Source organism: Streptomyces sp. NBC_01294, from assembly GCF_035917235.1.
GTDB lineage: Bacteria > Actinomycetota > Actinomycetes > Streptomycetales > Streptomycetaceae > Streptomyces > Streptomyces caledonius.
The window spans coordinates 7,540,726-7,556,003 of record NZ_CP108423.1 but is presented as its reverse complement, the minus strand read 5'-3'; the positions used below and the strand labels follow the sequence as shown (position 1 = coordinate 7,556,003).

The 15,278-nt window shown below is 70.2% G+C and carries 12 protein-coding genes and 1 pseudogene; 6 read left to right on the top strand and 7 right to left on the bottom strand.

Going from position 1 to position 15,278, the window contains the following annotated elements; translation table 11 throughout:
- Window positions 1–253: 253 nt before the first annotated feature.
- Both OG534_RS34165 and OG534_RS34160 read right to left on the bottom strand, forming a co-directional pair.
- Window positions 254–817 (bottom strand): DUF5994 family protein, encoded by a 564-nt coding sequence (locus OG534_RS34165; RefSeq protein ID WP_326593243.1) that lies wholly within the window; start codon window positions 815–817, stop codon window positions 254–256.
- 817 nt (window positions 818–1,634) lie between these two features.
- Window positions 1,635–2,546, bottom strand: a complete 912-nt coding sequence (locus OG534_RS34160; protein ID WP_326593242.1) for a universal stress protein — start codon at window positions 2,544–2,546, stop codon at window positions 1,635–1,637.
- Window positions 2,547–2,869: 323 nt separating this feature from the next.
- On the opposite strand from OG534_RS34160, the pseudogene OG534_RS34155 reads away from it, so the two are divergent.
- The 3 genes and pseudogenes from OG534_RS34155 to OG534_RS38795 all read left to right on the top strand — a co-directional run.
- Window positions 2,870–3,225 (top strand): annotated as a pseudogene (locus OG534_RS34155) (universal stress protein); the annotation flags it as partial.
- A gap of 45 nt (window positions 3,226–3,270) precedes the next feature.
- Window positions 3,271–3,756 carry a universal stress protein gene (locus OG534_RS38800; RefSeq protein ID WP_442807263.1) on the top strand — a complete coding sequence of 162 codons (486 nt, stop codon included), beginning with the start codon at window positions 3,271–3,273 and terminating at the stop codon, window positions 3,754–3,756.
- Between the two features lie 60 nt (window positions 3,757–3,816).
- A protein-coding gene (locus tag OG534_RS38795) for an IS630 family transposase (RefSeq protein ID WP_442807180.1) occupies window positions 3,817–4,901 on the top strand; the annotation gives its coding sequence in 2 pieces (ribosomal slippage) (window positions 3,817–4,270 and window positions 4,270–4,901; 1,086 coding nt in all).
- 332 nt (window positions 4,902–5,233) lie between these two features.
- Here OG534_RS38795 and OG534_RS34135 read toward each other — a convergent pair.
- The gene (locus OG534_RS34135) at window positions 5,234–6,502 is read right to left on the bottom strand and encodes an IS256 family transposase (RefSeq protein WP_442807262.1); all 1,269 of its coding nucleotides are present in this window, start codon (window positions 6,500–6,502) and stop codon (window positions 5,234–5,236) included.
- 235 nt (window positions 6,503–6,737) lie between these two features.
- Between OG534_RS34135 and OG534_RS34130 the strand changes: the two genes are divergently transcribed.
- The 3 genes from OG534_RS34130 to OG534_RS34120 are packed head-to-tail and all read left to right on the top strand — an operon-like array spanning window position 6,738 to window position 10,222.
- Entirely contained in the window at window positions 6,738–7,949 is a 1,212-nt protein-coding gene (locus OG534_RS34130; protein WP_326593241.1) for a lycopene cyclase family protein, read from the top strand.
- Window positions 7,950–7,958: 9 nt separating this feature from the next.
- The gene (locus tag OG534_RS34125; protein WP_326593240.1) at window positions 7,959–8,669 is read left to right on the top strand and encodes a class I SAM-dependent methyltransferase; all 711 of its coding nucleotides are present in this window, start codon (window positions 7,959–7,961) and stop codon (window positions 8,667–8,669) included.
- A complete protein-coding gene (locus OG534_RS34120; RefSeq protein WP_326593239.1) occupies window positions 8,666–10,222 on the top strand; it encodes an FAD-dependent oxidoreductase in 1,557 nt (518 codons plus the stop codon). The genes OG534_RS34125 and OG534_RS34120 overlap by 4 nt, the downstream gene beginning before the upstream one ends.
- 28 nt (window positions 10,223–10,250) lie before the next feature.
- Here the strand turns inward: OG534_RS34120 and OG534_RS34115 are convergent, their stop codons facing one another.
- The 4 genes from OG534_RS34115 to OG534_RS34100 are packed head-to-tail and all read right to left on the bottom strand — an operon-like array spanning window position 10,251 to window position 14,990.
- Window positions 10,251–11,243: a DUF5914 domain-containing protein gene (locus OG534_RS34115; protein WP_326593238.1), complete on the bottom strand. Its 993-nt coding sequence runs from the start codon at window positions 11,241–11,243 to the stop codon at window positions 10,251–10,253.
- Window positions 11,240–12,232, bottom strand: a complete 993-nt coding sequence (locus tag OG534_RS34110; protein WP_326593237.1) for a phytoene/squalene synthase family protein — start codon at window positions 12,230–12,232, stop codon at window positions 11,240–11,242. Before OG534_RS34110 ends, OG534_RS34115 begins: the two co-directional genes overlap by 4 nt.
- Window positions 12,229–13,767 carry a phytoene desaturase gene (locus OG534_RS34105; protein WP_326593236.1) on the bottom strand — a complete coding sequence of 513 codons (1,539 nt, stop codon included), beginning with the start codon at window positions 13,765–13,767 and terminating at the stop codon, window positions 12,229–12,231. The genes OG534_RS34110 and OG534_RS34105 overlap by 4 nt, the downstream gene beginning before the upstream one ends.
- Window positions 13,764–14,990: a polyprenyl synthetase family protein gene (locus OG534_RS34100; RefSeq protein ID WP_326593235.1), complete on the bottom strand. Its 1,227-nt coding sequence runs from the start codon at window positions 14,988–14,990 to the stop codon at window positions 13,764–13,766. Before OG534_RS34100 ends, OG534_RS34105 begins: the two co-directional genes overlap by 4 nt.
- Between the last annotated feature and the right edge of the window lie 288 nt (window positions 14,991–15,278).

Genomic DNA, 15,278 nt, shown 5'->3' with positions numbered 1-15,278 from the left:
GGATGTCCCGGCCAGCCTCATCTGCCCCCGGCCTATACGGAGGCTTCCGGGCTCGGCGGCCCGCGCCTGGCGGCAGTGCCGGAGCTCCGGGTGCGCGCTGGCGAAATCCGTGTCGGCGTCGGACGACGCAGGTGTCGCCGAATTGACAGGCAGCGTGGCTCCTCGTGCCGATTGCCACGCGGGCGGGCAGACGTGCTGGCTGCGGTCAGGGAGAGGATCGCCTGGCGAGGACGAGGGTGTGTCTCCCCGCTGCTCACTTCCAGGTGCCTCCGGTCGGAGGCAGGTCTCGCCGACCGGAGGGTGCCGTGCGGGATCCACCTTCGCTCTCCCAGCTGTCCTCACGGTTTCGGGTGTCCCGTAGACCGCGACCGATGGCCGCTTCGTCGGCCATGAGAGCGCCGGCGGTAAGGACGCTGCCGGGGATGGCTGCGGCTGCCATGAGCCGTGCCGCGGCGGCGGGCTCAGTCTCGGGCGGGATTACGAGCAGGTCCCAGCGGCCGACGGTGTAGGAGAGCAGGATCAGCTTGTCAGGGTGCTGTTCGGTGAACCAGCCCACGTGGATGATGTGCCCGTCGGTGTTCACCGTGTGAGGTACGACGGGCCAGCGGGTGGGGTTCACGGTGACGCGTGTGATGCGTCCCCAGACTTCGTCCAGTGTCGCCGCAAGGGGCGGAAGTTCCACTTGGAGGTCGCGCGAGCGCGGCCACCAAGCCCCGTCCAGCTGGCCAGTGAGGGTGGTCTTCGGCGTGAGGGACAGACGGGCCGGGAGCACTGTGGCCAGGTCGCGGGATGAGGTCCGGCCGGGGGTGGTGGTCATGTCACGCTCCTGCCCCCGGGCTGTCCGTCGGCAGCCCGTACTTCGTGATCGCTGGGAACATCAGCCCCACTGTTAAGAATGTACGCCCGTCCGGCGGGACCTGACCGGTAGGCCAAGCCTGCCCGGCGCACGGCAGGGGTGAGAACCCTGTGGTGAGCCGTGGCACGGGGGCCGACACCACCCTGCCGAGCCAGACACGATGAGCACGGCGAGGTCGCTGTCGCGGAAGTGGCTCACGCGGCGGCCCGGGCTTGGCCGACCGCGACGCGTGTTACACCGACCAACGGACCCGTGTGAGCAACAGAAGGCTCCTCAGTCGAAGACGGCCCTTCGGCGCGGCATCCACAGCCGGGCGATGAAGGCCACGTGCGCATGCCCCGCGCTTCCAGAATCGGCCCTCGCGGCGAAAACGGCACGGCCGACACGGGCCGCCACCAGGCACGAGGACTGCCGGTCCGCCCAGCGTGCCAGGCGTCAAGCAAAGTGCCTGGCCACGGTTCCCGACTGCGGCCGGTGCGGGCGCGGGCGGGGTGCAGCCACGGTGAACGGGGCTGTCCGGCCCCCTTGGCCTTGACCCCGGAACCGGCGCCGCCGGTTCACTCGACTGCTCGGTCGAGGAGGGTGAGGACGCTCCGGGGCAGCCTCCACAACCGTGCTCTGGTCCCTCTGGTCATGCGCGCCGCCCGCGCCGTCCAAGGCATGGTGGACGTGCGTGTGGAACTCACAGCAGCTGCGGGGCCGCCCACTGACGGACTCACCGCAGCTGGCCCGGAGGTGTTCCACGAGGCTGACGCCGATTCCGCGGCCTTCGGGGTGGTCACAACCCTTGGTCCTCGTCGTCCTGCTTGCCATGGCGCGGAATGAGTTCCACGGGGCAGTGTGAGTGGTGCAGGAGGCTGTGCGTCGCCCAGCCCAGGGTGGGCCCGAAGTATCCGGGGGTGCGCCGTCCGCCCATGACCAACAGGTCCGCGTGGCGTGACGCCTCCACCATCACCCTTGCGACGGACGAACTCTTCTCTGTGTCGACGTGCAGGCTCAGGGCCGGGAACTCGTCACGGATCCGGTGGGCCACTGACGTCACCCTTCGTACGTGCACCTGCACTCCCTCGTCCGCATCGTCGAGCACGGTCACGCTCTCCGCCACGGACTCCAGCACATTCCAGACGTGCAACAACCGCAGTGACGACCGGCGCAGCTCCGCCTCACTCGCCGCGTACCTCGCGCACTCCACATCATGTTCGTCACGGATGGCGGCCAGCACGACCCCTGCTTCGGCGGTGTTCTCGTCCCCCCGGACCACGACCACGGGCGCCTTGGCGCCCGCGGCGACCTTCAGGCCGACCGAACCCAGCATCAGTGACTCGAAGCCGCCGAGGCCGCGGCTACCGACCACGATGGTGTCGGAGTCCGCAGCCGCAGCGTGCAGGCCGGCGACCGGCTCGTGGGGACTGAGTTCGGTCGACACGTGCAGCCCCGGATGGCGTTCGGCGACCTTGGCGGCGGTCTCCTCGAGCAGGTCCCGGCCCGCCCGACGTATCCGCTCGATGGCGTACATAGATGCATACAGCATCCGGCTGTCGGTGTCCGCGCCGTGCACGAGGTGCAAGGTGCCATCCCGCCGCACGGCCTCCGCCGCGGCCCAGAACACCGCCCGCTCCGCAGACCGGGATCCATCCACTCCCGCCACCACAGCGCCGAGCTCAGGACCATGCGTCATACCGACTGCCATGAATCCTCCTCACCGAAAGCCAGGAGGTGTCATCCATCACACGCTCCGAAACCTGATGACGAACGAGGTCGCCTGGTGGATCCGGTCAGCTCCTTCAAGAATGTCGCGAAGCCACGTGTCGCGCACGGCATCACCGAGCTCCCTGTGGACGAGCACGAGCGAGTGGCGGTATCCATCGGAAGCCGACCGGCTCGCCCGCCAGGCCGACCTCGCCTTGCCTACTCCCCTACCAGGGCCGATCGGTCTGATACGGGCCCTCTCGGCCCTTCTCCAGCGTGAGCCGTCGGGGGACTCTGGAGGCAGTAGCGCGCCATCCCAGGTAGATGTTCCTCATGACCAACCAGGTGACCGTCGGCCTCGACGGCTCCGGCGCCAGCACCGCCGCCGCCCACTGGGCCGCGCGCGAGGCCGAACTCAGGAACACTGCACTGGAGCTGGTCCACGCCACGGAATGGCTCGAGCAGCCGCCCCTCCTTCTGGCGAGCACCGAGATACGCGGCCAGTGGGCCGAGAACCTGCTGCGCGAGACGTCCAACGAGCTACGGCGCCTGCACCCGCTCCTGGACATCACCACCCAAGAGGTCCCGGACCGCCTTCCGAGGCCCTCGCAGCCGCCGCGCGCTCCTCGACAATGCTCGTCATCGGCTCACGCGGGCTCGGCAGCATCGCCGGGTTCATCGTCGGTTCGGTCGGCTCGGCCACCATCGCCGCGACCGAACATCCTGTGGTGCTGGTCCGCTCCTCCGGCAACGCCGTGACCCCCGCCGACGGACTGCGCACGCACGGAGCCGTCGTGGCCGGCGTGGACACCCGTCAGCTCTGCGACAAGCTCCTCGCCTTCGCCTTCGAAGAGGCAGCCCACCACCGGGCCGCCCTCCACGTGCTGCACGGGTGGACTCCACCGCCGATCCTGAGCTACGCGCCCGCCCTCGACCCCGTTGTTCTGCAGGAGACGGCCCACGGCATCACCGCCACACTGCAAGAGATGCTCAGGCCATGGCGCGACAAGTTCCCGTCGGTCGAGGTCGAAGTGCGGGCGCCCATCGGCCACGCCGCGATCCAGCTCGTCGAGGCCGCCTCCGACGCTTCTCTCGTCGTCGTCGGCCGCCGGATCCGCAGCTCCACCCTCGGCTCCCACATCGGACCGATCACCCACGCCGTACTGCATCACTCCACCGCACCGGTCGCCGTCGTGGCCCACGACTACTGACCTTGAAGTCGTCTTGTCGTAGGGGCTGACGGTTGCTGATTGTCGCGGTATGCCGGAGGTATGAGGTATCCGCAGGGTGGGGGTCTGACCGCGGAGAGGCAAGCGTTCCGTGAGCGGGTCCGAATGGAAGCGGTCGGTATGTTCGCCGATGGGCGGGGCAGTACGGAGATCGCGAAGGAGTTACGGGTCAGTGTCCGGTCGGTCCAGCGGTGGCGTCGGGCCTGGCGGGAGGCCGGTCAGGACGCGGTTCGTTCCCGTGGCCCGGCGTCCCGGCCGAAGTTGAGCGACGTGCTGTTCGCCGTGCTTGAGGAGGAGTTGGCCAAAGGTCCGGTCGCCCATGGGTGGCCGGATCAGCGGTGGACGCTGGCCAGGATCAAGACGCTGATCGGCCGGAGGTTCCACAAGAGCATGACGTTGTCGGGGATCTCGCAGATGCTGCGGAGGCACGGTTGGAGCCATCAGGTTCCGGCCCGTCGTGCCGTCGAGCGGGACGAGGCGGCGGTGGCCGGCTGGGTGAAGGAGGTGTGGCCGCACCTGGAACCATCGCGGCGGCGCTCGGGGCCTGGCTCGTCTTCGAGGACGAGGCAGGATTCTCGATGACGCCGCCGACCTCCCGCACCTGGGGCAAACGCGGCAGCACACCGGTCATTCGGGTGAGAGGCCGTTCCCAACGCCGCTTCTCCATCGCCGCTCTGTGCTGCTACAAGGCCGGCGAACGCTCTCGCCTGATCTACCGGCCCAAACGGCATACCGACCACAAGAGCGGCGGCCGCAAGAGCTTCGCCTGGACCGAGTACCGCGACCTCCTCATCGCAGCCCACCAGCAGTTGGACGGGCCGATCGTCCTCATCTGGGACAACTTGAACGTCCACAAGGACCGCCGGATGCGGGCCTTCATCGACGCGCAGGACTGGATCACCGCCTACCACCTGCCGCCCTATGCACCCGACCTCAACCCCGTGGAAGGCATCTGGTCGGTTCTGCGCCGGACCAGCCAGGCCAACACCGTTTTCACCGACCCCGACCACCTCATCCGCCGGCTACGACACGGCCTCCGCCAAATCCAATACCGCGGCGACATCATCAACGGATGCCTCTCCGCGACCGGCCTCACACTCACGACACCACGCCTACAACCTCAGTAACCGGCTCCGCAGGAAGCACCGTCCCGCGCCCGCACCACCCCGGCAACGCTGCCGCGACTGCCCTCGCCGAGACACGGTCACGCGTGCGATTTCTCCTTCGCCCTATCCTGCGCACTTCCCCTGGCGGCTGACCGGTACCGGTCATCGCGGCCAACAGCGTGGGAGCCTCCCGCCGCTGGACATGCCTCTCAACCCGTCGGCGGGATGCACGGCGGAATGTGGCAACGGGTCACGGCCGGCCGCTTGTGCGGTGGCAGCTCGCGTACTTGTGGCCAGAAGAGCCCAGGGCTGGGTCTGTAAAGTTTTCGGTGTAACTGGGTTGGTTTGTAGGCTCAGATTCGGTTGTTGGTGAGGCGTCCGTCGAAGGCGATGTCGAAGGCTTGGAGGGCCCGCTTCCAGCGGGTGGTCCAGCGTTTGCGGCCGGCGCCGGTCGGGTCCAGTGACATCACCGCGAGGTAGACGCACTTCAGAGCGGCGTTCTCCGAGGGGAAGTGGCCGCGGGCACGGACGGCCCGGCGGATCCTCGCGTTGACGGACTCGATCGCGTTGGTGGTACAGACGATCCGGCGGATCTCGGCGTCGAACTGCAGGAACGGGACGAATTCGGCCCAGGCGTTCTCCCACAACCGCACGATCGCCGGGTATTTGCCGCCCCATTCCTCGCAGAACTCGAGGAACCGGCTGGTGGCAGCGTCTTCGGTCGGAGCGGTGTAGACAGGCTTGAGGGCTTTAGCGATCTTGTCCCAGTCCTGGCGGCCGGCATAGCGGAACGACGCTCGCAGCAGGTGAACGACGCAGGTCTGGACGACGGTCTGGGGCCAGACCTCGCCGACCGCGTCGGGCAGGCCCTTCAACCCGTCGCAGACCAGCATGAGGACGTCCTCGACGCCCCGGTTCTTCAGCTCGGTCAGGACCCGGAGCCAGTGCTTGGCGCCTTCGCCTCCCTCACCGCCGGCCCACAGGCCGAGGATGTCGCGGTGGCCTTCGGCCGTGACCGCCAACGCCATATAGATGGGGCGGTTGGCGACCTGGCCGTCGCGGATCTTCACGTTGATGCAGTCGATGAACACGACCGGATAGACACGGTCGAGCGGGCGGGCCTGCCATTCGGCCATGCCCTCCATCACCGAATCGGTGATCGTGGAGATGGTCTGCTTGGAGACCTCGGCTCCGTAGACCTCGGCCAGGTGGGCGGAGATCTCGCCGTGGGCGAGGCCCTTCGCGGAGAGCGACAGGACCATCTCGTCGACGCCGGACAGCCGGCGCTGACGCTTCTTGACGATCTGCGGCTCGAACGCTCCCTCGCGGTCCCGCGGCACGTCGATCTCGACCGGCCCTACGTCCGTGACGACTGTCTTGGAGCGTTTTCCGTTCCTCGAGTTGCCGCCGTTCTTCCCGGCCGGATCGTGCCGGTCATAGCCGAGATGATCTGTCATCTCGCCCTCGAGAGCGGACTCCAGCAGCCGCTTCGTCAGCTGCTGGAGCAGCCCGCCCTCACCGGTCAGCTGCAGGCCCTCGGCCTGAGCCCGGGCCACGAGCTCGTTCAGGAACCGGTCATCCACGCCCGCCGACGCGGCCTCCGCCTCAGACGGCGTGGCTATGTTCTCGCTGGTCACAGGTGCAATCCTCCATGATCGGAGTTACACCGTTTCTTTTACAGTCCCGCGCCGCTCGTCGAGGACCAGGCGGTGCAGCTTGGCCCACACCCGGGCGATGTTCCGCGGCTGCTTCGGCCGCGTCCGATGTTTACCGGAGCCGGCAGGCGGTTTACTGCATCCGCCGGGATGTTAGGCGCGGAAGAGGGACGGTTGGCGCGCGGGGCGGGAGGCCGAGGGATTGAGTTGGGACGCGGATGTGACCGTGGTCGGGGCCGGGGCGGCCGGGCTTTCCCTGGCGGTCGGGCTCGCGCGGCCGATCCCAGGGGAAAGGGCGGCGCCGCGCGTGGTGGTGGTCGAGGCTCCGCCTGGGCAGCAGCGGTCCCCCAAGCGGACCTGGTGCTATTGGGAGGCGGGTGGCGGTGCGTACGATCACCTGCTGGCGGCGAGTTGGAAACGGCTGCGTGTGTATGCACCGGATGGCAGGGTAATTGACCGGCCGCTGGGTCCGATGAGGTACAAGATGCTGAGGTCGGACCGGTTCGAGGCTGCGATGACCGAGCGGCTCGGCGAGTTCGGTGTCGGCTTGCGGCAGTTGACGGTTGAGTCGGCATCCGACGCCGCGGGTGGGGCAGTGGTGCGGGGCCGTGATGTGTCGGGGGCGTTCTCGGTGCTCCGGTCGGGGATCGTCTTCGACTCCCGGCCGCTGCGTCGGCTGCCCGCTGCCCGGACCACGCTGCTCCAGCACTTCCGTGGCTGGTTCGTGCGCACGGCCAGAGCGGTCTTCGATCCCGGGGCTGCGATCTTGATGGACTTCCGCCTCCCGCAGCCGTCCCGAGGACTTGCCTTCGGCTATGTGCTGCCGCTGGGCCCCTGTGAAGCGCTCGTCGAGTACACGCAGTTCTCCCCCGCTGCCCTGGACGAGGCTGCGTACGAACGCGCCCTGCGCCACTACTGCACATCGGTCCTGGGACTCGGCGACTACACCGTCTGGGAGCGGGAGCAGGGAGTGATCCCGATGAGCGACGGAATCTACCCCCGCCGCAACGGCCGCCGGGTCTACTTGATCGGGGCTGCCGGCGGAGCTACCCGTCCGTCGACGGGCTATACCTTCGCCGCGATCCAGCGCCAGAGCCGCCACCTCGCCGAGGCAGTGCGGTCCGGCCGCTCTCCCGCCCGGGTGCCCGCCGTGCATGGCCGCAGGGCCCGGGCGATGGACGCGGTGCTGCTGCGCGCATTGGACTCGGGTCGGGTCGACGGCGGGGCATTCTTCGCGGACCTCTTCGCGTCCGCGCCTGCCGACCGGATCCTGCGGTTCCTGGATGGCGCGACGTCGCCGTGGGAGGACTTCGGGATCGGTCTGCGCACGCCTGTTCTGCCGATGCTGCGGTCCCTCGTCGAACTGCCGTTTCTTCTCCGAACCGTGCCGGCCGCAGGGCCGGGACACCTCTGAAAGGCTGTCATGTCACTGCTGCGCGACGACGCCCTGTCGGTTGCATTCGACCATGCCGCGGCACGTTACGACCTGCTGGTCGCGGCGAGTCCCGGTTACCACGGGCATCTGCGCCGCTCGGCCCGCCGCCTGGGCCTGCCCGACGCGGGCCGCGGGGCCCGGGTACTGGACCTGGGCTGTGGTACCGGCGCGTCGACCGCCGCTCTGCTGGCAGCTGCGGGAGCGGCCGACGTCACGGGGGTGGACGCCTCAGCCGGCATGCTGGAGCGGGCTGCGGCCAAGAAGTGGCCGGGCGGGGTGCGTTTCGTGCAGGGGTCGGCCGACCGGCTCGGCGAGGCGGGCGTCGACGGGCCGTTCGATGCCGTCTTCGCCGCCTACCTCTTTCGCAACGTGCCCGATCCCGATCTGACGCTGGCAGCCGTGCGCAAGGTCATGGCCCCGGGCGCGCGGATCGCCGTACACGAGTACGCGCTCAGCGGCAGGGCGGTGCACCGGGCGTTGTGGACGGCTGTGTGCCGGGCGGTGATCATGCCATTGGGGCGGGTGGGTGGTGACGCTGGGTTGTATGAGCACCTGTGGCGCAGTGTGCTCGGCTTCGACACAGCCGAGCGATTCGCGGCGCGGATGCGTACAGCCGGCTTTACGGATGTCCGGGTGCTGCCGCTGCCGGGGTGGCAGACGGGGATCACGCACACCTTCGTCGGACGGGTGGCGGCGTGAGCGGAGGCTACCCGGGCCGGGACCGGCGGGCGCGGCGGATCGATGCCCGCGGTGGGCGGGTGCGGGTCGAGGGGGACGGACCGCGGGTGGCCGTGGTGGGCGGGGGCATCGCGGGCCTGTCGGCTGCCACGGTGCTCGCCGAGCGCGGCGTGCGCGTCACCCTGTACGAGCGGGACGCGCAGCTCGGTGGCCGACTGTCCGGATGGAACACCCGGCTGGCGGACGGCTCACAGGCAACGATGAGCCGGGGCTTTCACGCGTTCTTCAGGCAGTACTACAACCTGCGGTCGCTGCTGCGCCGGACCGATCCGGGGCTGGTCGGTCTGACGGGGCTGGCCGACTATCCGCTGCGTCACCGTGATGGCGGACAGGACAGCTTCGCGCGGGTGCCGCGCACACCGCCGCTCAGCGCGCTCGGATTCGTCGCGCAGAGCCCGTCGTTCGGCTGGCGGGATCTGGGGCGGATGGATCCGCGGGCGGCTCTGCCTCTTCTGGACGTCGCTGTTCCGGGGGTGTACGAGGCGCTGGACGGGGTGAGTGCCACCGCGTTCCTGGAGAGCATCCGCTTCCCGGAGGCGGCCTACCACCTGGCGTTCGAGGTGTTCTCGCGGAGCTTCTTCGCCGATCCGGCGACGCTGTCGGCGGCTGAGCTGGTGCTGATGTTCCACATCTATTTCCTGGGTTCCAGTGAGGGTCTGCTGTTCGACGTGCCGCGCGAGCCGTTCCCGCAGGCGCTGTGGGACCCGCTGGCACGGTACCTGGGCGGGCTCGGCGTGGAGATCCGTACGGACACGGCCGTGGCAGAGGTGCGCCCGGCCGGCGAGGAGCGGGTGGAGATCGTCGCGGAGTCGGCGGTTGCCGAGCGGTTCGACGGTGTGGTGCTGGCCCTGGACACCGGCGGGCTCCGGGCGCTGGTCGGCGCGTCACCGAAGCTGGTGGACCCTGCGTGGCGGGCCCGGGTCGCGGGGTTGCGTACGGCGCCGCCGTTCTTGGTGTCGCGGCTGTGGCTGTCGCGGCCGGTGGCGGGAGAGCGGCACGGTTTCCTCGGCACCAGCGGGTTCGACGGCCTCGACAATGTGAGCGTCCTTGACCGGTGGGAGGGTGAGGCGCACCGGTGGGCGTTGCGGACGGGCGGTTCGGTGGTGGAGCTGCACGCCTATGCGGTCGATCCGGCGGAGAAGCGTCCGCAGGTCCAGGAGCGGCTGGTGCGGCGGCTGCGCGAGGTGTACCCGGAGACGGCGCACGCCGAGATCATCGACGCGCGGCACGAGTGGCGCGAGGACTGCCCCCTGTTCACGGTCGGCGGCTACCGGGACCGGCCTGCTGTCCGTACGGGCGATGTCCGGGTGGTGGTCGCCGGGGACCTGGTGCGTACGGGGCTTCCGGTCGCGTTGATGGAACGGGCGGCGACCAGCGGATTTCTTGCGGCGAACGCCCTGCTGGAGCGGTGGGGCGTGCGGGGCGAGACGCTGTGGACGGTTCCGGACGGGGGCCGAACGGCTGCGGCCCGGGCGCTGGCGCGTCTGGGGCGGAAGCCGGACCGTATGCCGTGACGGTCAGCCGGGCGGGGTCGGTCTCGGGTTAGCCGGGGAAGCGGCCGCTGCTGCGCAGTTCCCACCGGCGTTCGGCGTAGGCGAGGTCGTCTCGCCACAGGCGGCCCGCGGCGTGGCTCATGAGGGGGCGCAGCAGGGGGGCGGCGGTGCGGGCGAGGGTGAAGCCGGGGCGGTGAGAGGTGGCGATGATGGCTTCGGTGACCTGGGTGCGGGGGCGGCCGTCGCAGCCGGTTCCCCTGGGGGTCGCGTGGGTTTCGACGACGGAGCCCTGGCCTTCGCCCTCGGTGATGTGCATGACGACGGTGCGGGGGCCGGGGGCAGTGAACTCGGCGGTCACGGGTACGACGATGCGCCGGGCAAGCTTGAAGGAGACGCGTACGGTCAGGACGTCAGTTTCGGCGCCGTCGTCGAGGACGGTGAGGTCGACGAAGGAGTAGGGGTGAAACCAGGCTCCGTGCCAGGGGTCGAGGCGGTTGGCGACGATGTCCTCGGGCTCGCAGACTCCGGTGCCGGTGTAGACGGCGGCCAGGGAGGTCGCGGTTGTCGGACGGCGCGGCACGGCGGGGGCGTCGAGGGGTTTCTCGCCGCCGTGGTCGTCGAGGCGTACCCAGGCGAGGACGCCGTCGTCGTGGGCGGGGTAGGGGTTCCAGCCGGCGAAGGGGGTGCCGTTGAGGGCGAGTCCGTGCCAGGGACAGACCAGGGTGCCGCAGCGCACCGGGGCCTGGGCCAGGGCGGCGCCCAGGTGAGGGCAGGCTCCGGGGCCGGCGACGAGGGTGCCTTCGGCGCCGCGCCAGGCCACGATCTCCGTGCCCTGGACCGTGGCCCCGTAGCCGGAGTCCGGGCGGATGGCGGCGCTGGGGCCGAGGACGTACCAGTTGCCGGCGGCACGTGCCTGGGCGCGCTTGAGGGAGGCGTCGATGAGTCGGGGTGAGGCGTCCCGCCAGGTCGGTTCCTGCCGGTGCCAGGCCACGGGGTCGCGGCGCAGGCTGACCGGGAAGCGGCGGCGGGGGCGCGGGCTCATCGTGACGGCTCCTCAAGGGCAGGCTTGGCGGGGGCGGGGGGTGGGGCGGGGGCGGCAGGTGTCGTCAGGCGGGCTGCCACGATCTTGGCCAGTCCGGCCGCCGCGACGGCTGCCCGGCGGGTGAGGGGCACCGAGGAACGACGGTGGACGCTGGCGTACCCGTCGCGGACAACGGCGTCGAGGATCTCCCCGTAGAGCACGAAGGCGGTGCGGACGCAAGGCCGGGAGACGGGTTCCAGCATGTCCAGGCCCGGTTGGGCTTGCTCGTAGAAGCTCCGGGCCAGGGCGATGGCGGAGCGCAGGGCTCGGGTGATGCGGGGGTCGCGGCGGCCGGTGCGTCTGCTCCAGCGCAGCAGTTCCCGGTCCACGCCGTCGGCGGCGAGGAGGTCGGCGGGCAGGTAGACGCGGTCACGGTCGAGGTCTTCTCCGACATCGCGGATGAAGTTGGTGAGCTGGAAGGCCTCGCCGAGTGCGGCGGCATGCGGGGCGGCCTCGTCCCGCGGGGTGGTGTGGCCGAGCACGGGGAGCATTTGGAGGCCGATGACGGCTGCGGAACCGTGCATGTAGCCGCGCAGCGCGTCCAGGGTGGCGTAGTCGGTGACGGTGAGGTCGCTGCGCATGGAGGTGAGGAAGTCGTCGAAATGGCTGTGCGGGATGCGGTAACGGCGCGTGGTGTGGGCGACGGCGGCGACGACAGGGTGGTGGCCGGGGCCGCCTTTGATCGCCGTGCGGAGGTCTTCTGAGAGCGTCTGGAGGCGCCGGGCGCGGTCGGCGGGCGCGGCGGGGGCGTTGAGGTCGTCCACGATGTCGTCGGCGAGGCGGGCGAAGGCGTAGAGGGCGTGCACGGCGGGGCGGCGGGATGGGGGCAGGAGCCTGGTGGCGAGGAAGTAGGTCTTGCCGTGGAGGGCGTTGAGGCGGCGGCACTGCTCGAAAGCGGCGCGCAAGGTGGGGTCGGTGATGGCGGCGGCGTCGAGTTCGCGTCGGGTCATGCGGGGCGGCCTTTCGTCGCTGCGGGCGGGGGCGCCGTGGGGCGGCGGTGGGTGTCGGGGAGTCCGGTGATGCGGGCGGCGGCGAGGCGGCCGGAGATGAGGACGGTGGGGACGCCGACGCCGGGGGTGGTTCCGCAGCCGGCGAGGACGACGTTGGCGGCGCCTCGTGGGAGGTTGCTGGGGCGGAAGGGCCCGGTCTGGGGGAAGGTGTGGGCGACGGAGAAGGGGGTTCCGGCGGCGTGGCCCTGGGCGACCCAGTCGGCGGGGGTGACAAGGACCTCGGTGTCGATGGCGTCGGCGAAGCCGGTCAGGCCGCGGCGTTCGAGTTCGTTGAGCAGGGTGTCCCGGTAGCGGGGGCCGAGGTCCTTCCAGGATGCGGTGGAGGGGCCGACGGTGGTGTTGGGGCAGGGGGCGAGGACGTAGTGGGTGTGCTTGCCAGGCGGGGCGAGGCCCGGGTCGGTTGCGGTGGGCCGGGTGATGAGGAGGGAGGGGTCGCTCATCAGGCGTCCGGTGCGGATGAGTTCGTGGAAGGTCTGTTTCCACGCGGCACCGAAGGAGATCGTGTGGTGAGCCAGCTCGGGCCAGGTTCGGTCGGTGCCGGCGTGCAGGACGACGGCTGACGGGGAGTGGCGCAGGGCGAGCGGACGGCGGGGGCGGGCACCGAGCAACTGGTAGGTGACGGGGAGGTCCGGTGTCAGGACCACGGCGTCGCAGGGGATGCGCTGGCGGTCGGTGATGACGGCGGTGATCCGGTCGCCGGTGCGCTCCAGGCGGGTGACGCTCTGGCCGTAGTGGAGGGTGGCGCCTGCGGCGGCGGCGGCGGCGGACATGGCGGTGGGTACGGCGTGCATGCCGCCTTCGGGGAAGTAGACGCCTGCGATGGTGTCCATGTAGGCGATGACGGCGTAGGCGGCGAGTGCCCGGGCCGGAGGTACTCCGGCGTAGAGGGCCTGGAAGGAGAAGACGCGTTGCAGCCGTTCGTCGGTGATGAAGCGGCCGATCTGTGGCTGGAGGCGGCCGAACCCGCCCAGCGCGGCGAGTCGGGCCAGGTCCGGGTGCAGGAGGGAGAGGGGTGAGTCGAAGTTGGTGTCGATGAAGCGGCCCATCTGCGCCTGGTAAAGGTCGTGCAGCCACTGGCGCAGACGCCGGTACCCGGCTACTTCGCGACCTCCGGCGAAGCGTTCGATTTCCGCTTCCATGGCCTGGACGTCGGTGTGGACGTCGAGGCTGCTGCCGTCCGCGAACCGGGCGTGGTAGGCGGGATGGAGGGAATGCAGGGTCAGCCGGTCGGACATCTTCTGGCCGACAGCGGCGAAGGCATCCTCCAGCAGATGCGGCATGGTCAGGACGGTGGGGCCCGTGTCGAAGCGGTAGCCGCCTCGTTCGAGTAGGCCGGCCCGACCTCCGGGGAGGGGGTCGCGTTCGACAACGGTTACGGCCCGGCCGGCTCCGAGGAGGTGGAGGGCGCCTGAGAGGCCGGCGAGGCCTGCGCCGACGACCACCACGTGGTCGGTGCGGCCGTTGATCGTCCTCATGCGGAGTCTCCGTGGTGGCGTGTGTGCTCGACGATGGTCGTGTCTTGAGGTGAGGGGGAGGCCACCTGTCTGAGCAGTTCGCCGAGTTGCTGGGCGGCGGGGCTGTGCAGGTGCGCTGCGGCGAGGTGGCGTTCGGATGCGTGCGCCAGACGTTCGATTTGCTGTTCGATCTGCGCCGGTGCGCCGGTGGCGTGCAGGGCTTCTCGGACCCGTGCAAGGTCGGGGCCGGAGAGGATGGCGCCGCTCTCCCGGCATTCCTTGAGGAGGTCGACGACGTCAGTGGCGCCGGTGGCACGGGCGCGCGCGTGGGCCAGGGCGAGCAAGTAGGTCGCTTTGCCGGAGCGGATGTCGTCGCCCGAGGGCTTGCCGGTGACCTCGGGGTCTCCGAACACGCCGAGCAGGTCGTCGCGCAGCTGGAATGCGATGCCGGCGCACCGTCCCGCGGCGGCCAGGGCGTGGGCGGTCGAATCGTCGGCGCCGGCAAGCGCCGCGCCGAGGGCCAAGGGGCGTTCGACGGTGTAGCGGGCCGTCTTGAGGCAGATCGTGCGGATGGCCTGGCCGGCCGAGCAGGAGGAGGTCGCCTGGCCGTGCAGGTCGAGGTACTGGCCGGCGACCATTTCCGTCCGCATGGCCCGCCAGATCCGCAGGATGTCCGTTCGTACCCGCGGGTCGAGGTCTGCTGCGGCGACGAGGTCGTCCGCCCAGGACAGCGCGAGGTCTCCGGCGAGGACTGCGGCCGCCTGTGCGAACGGTGAGGGACGTCCGGGGATGTGCGCGGGCGCGGATGCGGGGTACTGGAGGTCGATCTGTGCGTGGAATGAGGGGCTGCCGCGGCGCACGGCTGACTGGTCCATGACATCGTCGTGAACCAGAGCGCAGCTCTGGATGAGTTCGAGTGCGGCAGCGACGCGCAGGGCGGCGGGCACGTGGGTGTCGCTGCCCCCGCAGGCCCGCAGGGCCCACCAGAGGAACCGGGATCGGATGCGCGAACCTCCACCGAGGGTGAAGTCGGCGAGCCGCTCCGCGACGTCGGTGGTGAAGACGGCATCGAGGGACCGGCAGTGGGCGAGGAACTCGGCGCAGCAGCGCTCCAGTTCGCGGGTGACCTCATCTGCCGGGTCGAGGTCGACAGTGGCAGCTGCGGGGATCGTGGGCGGCGTGCCGTGCTCGGTCAGCTGCCCGGGTGCCTTGACTGGGTGTCGAGCAACCGACTTCGCGTGCATTCAGTCCTCCGTGTCGTGAAGTGGCGCTCGCCATCTGCTTCCCCGTTCGCCCGTCGGACGGATGCGCTCGGTTCGATTCCTTTGAACTTGCGACCTATCGGTCCCCCGCAGGTCAAGGAACTCAGACAGCCTTGCCAGGCGATCCACCCAATGGGTGCATCGACCTCGGGTAGGCGGAGGTCGAGGGCTCGAACGAGCGGCCGCCACCACTGCGGCCGATGGTTCAGGCGGCAGTGACAACGGCAGGGCATCGCCGGGAGGGCGCCTACTGGAAGGAGGGGTTTCCCA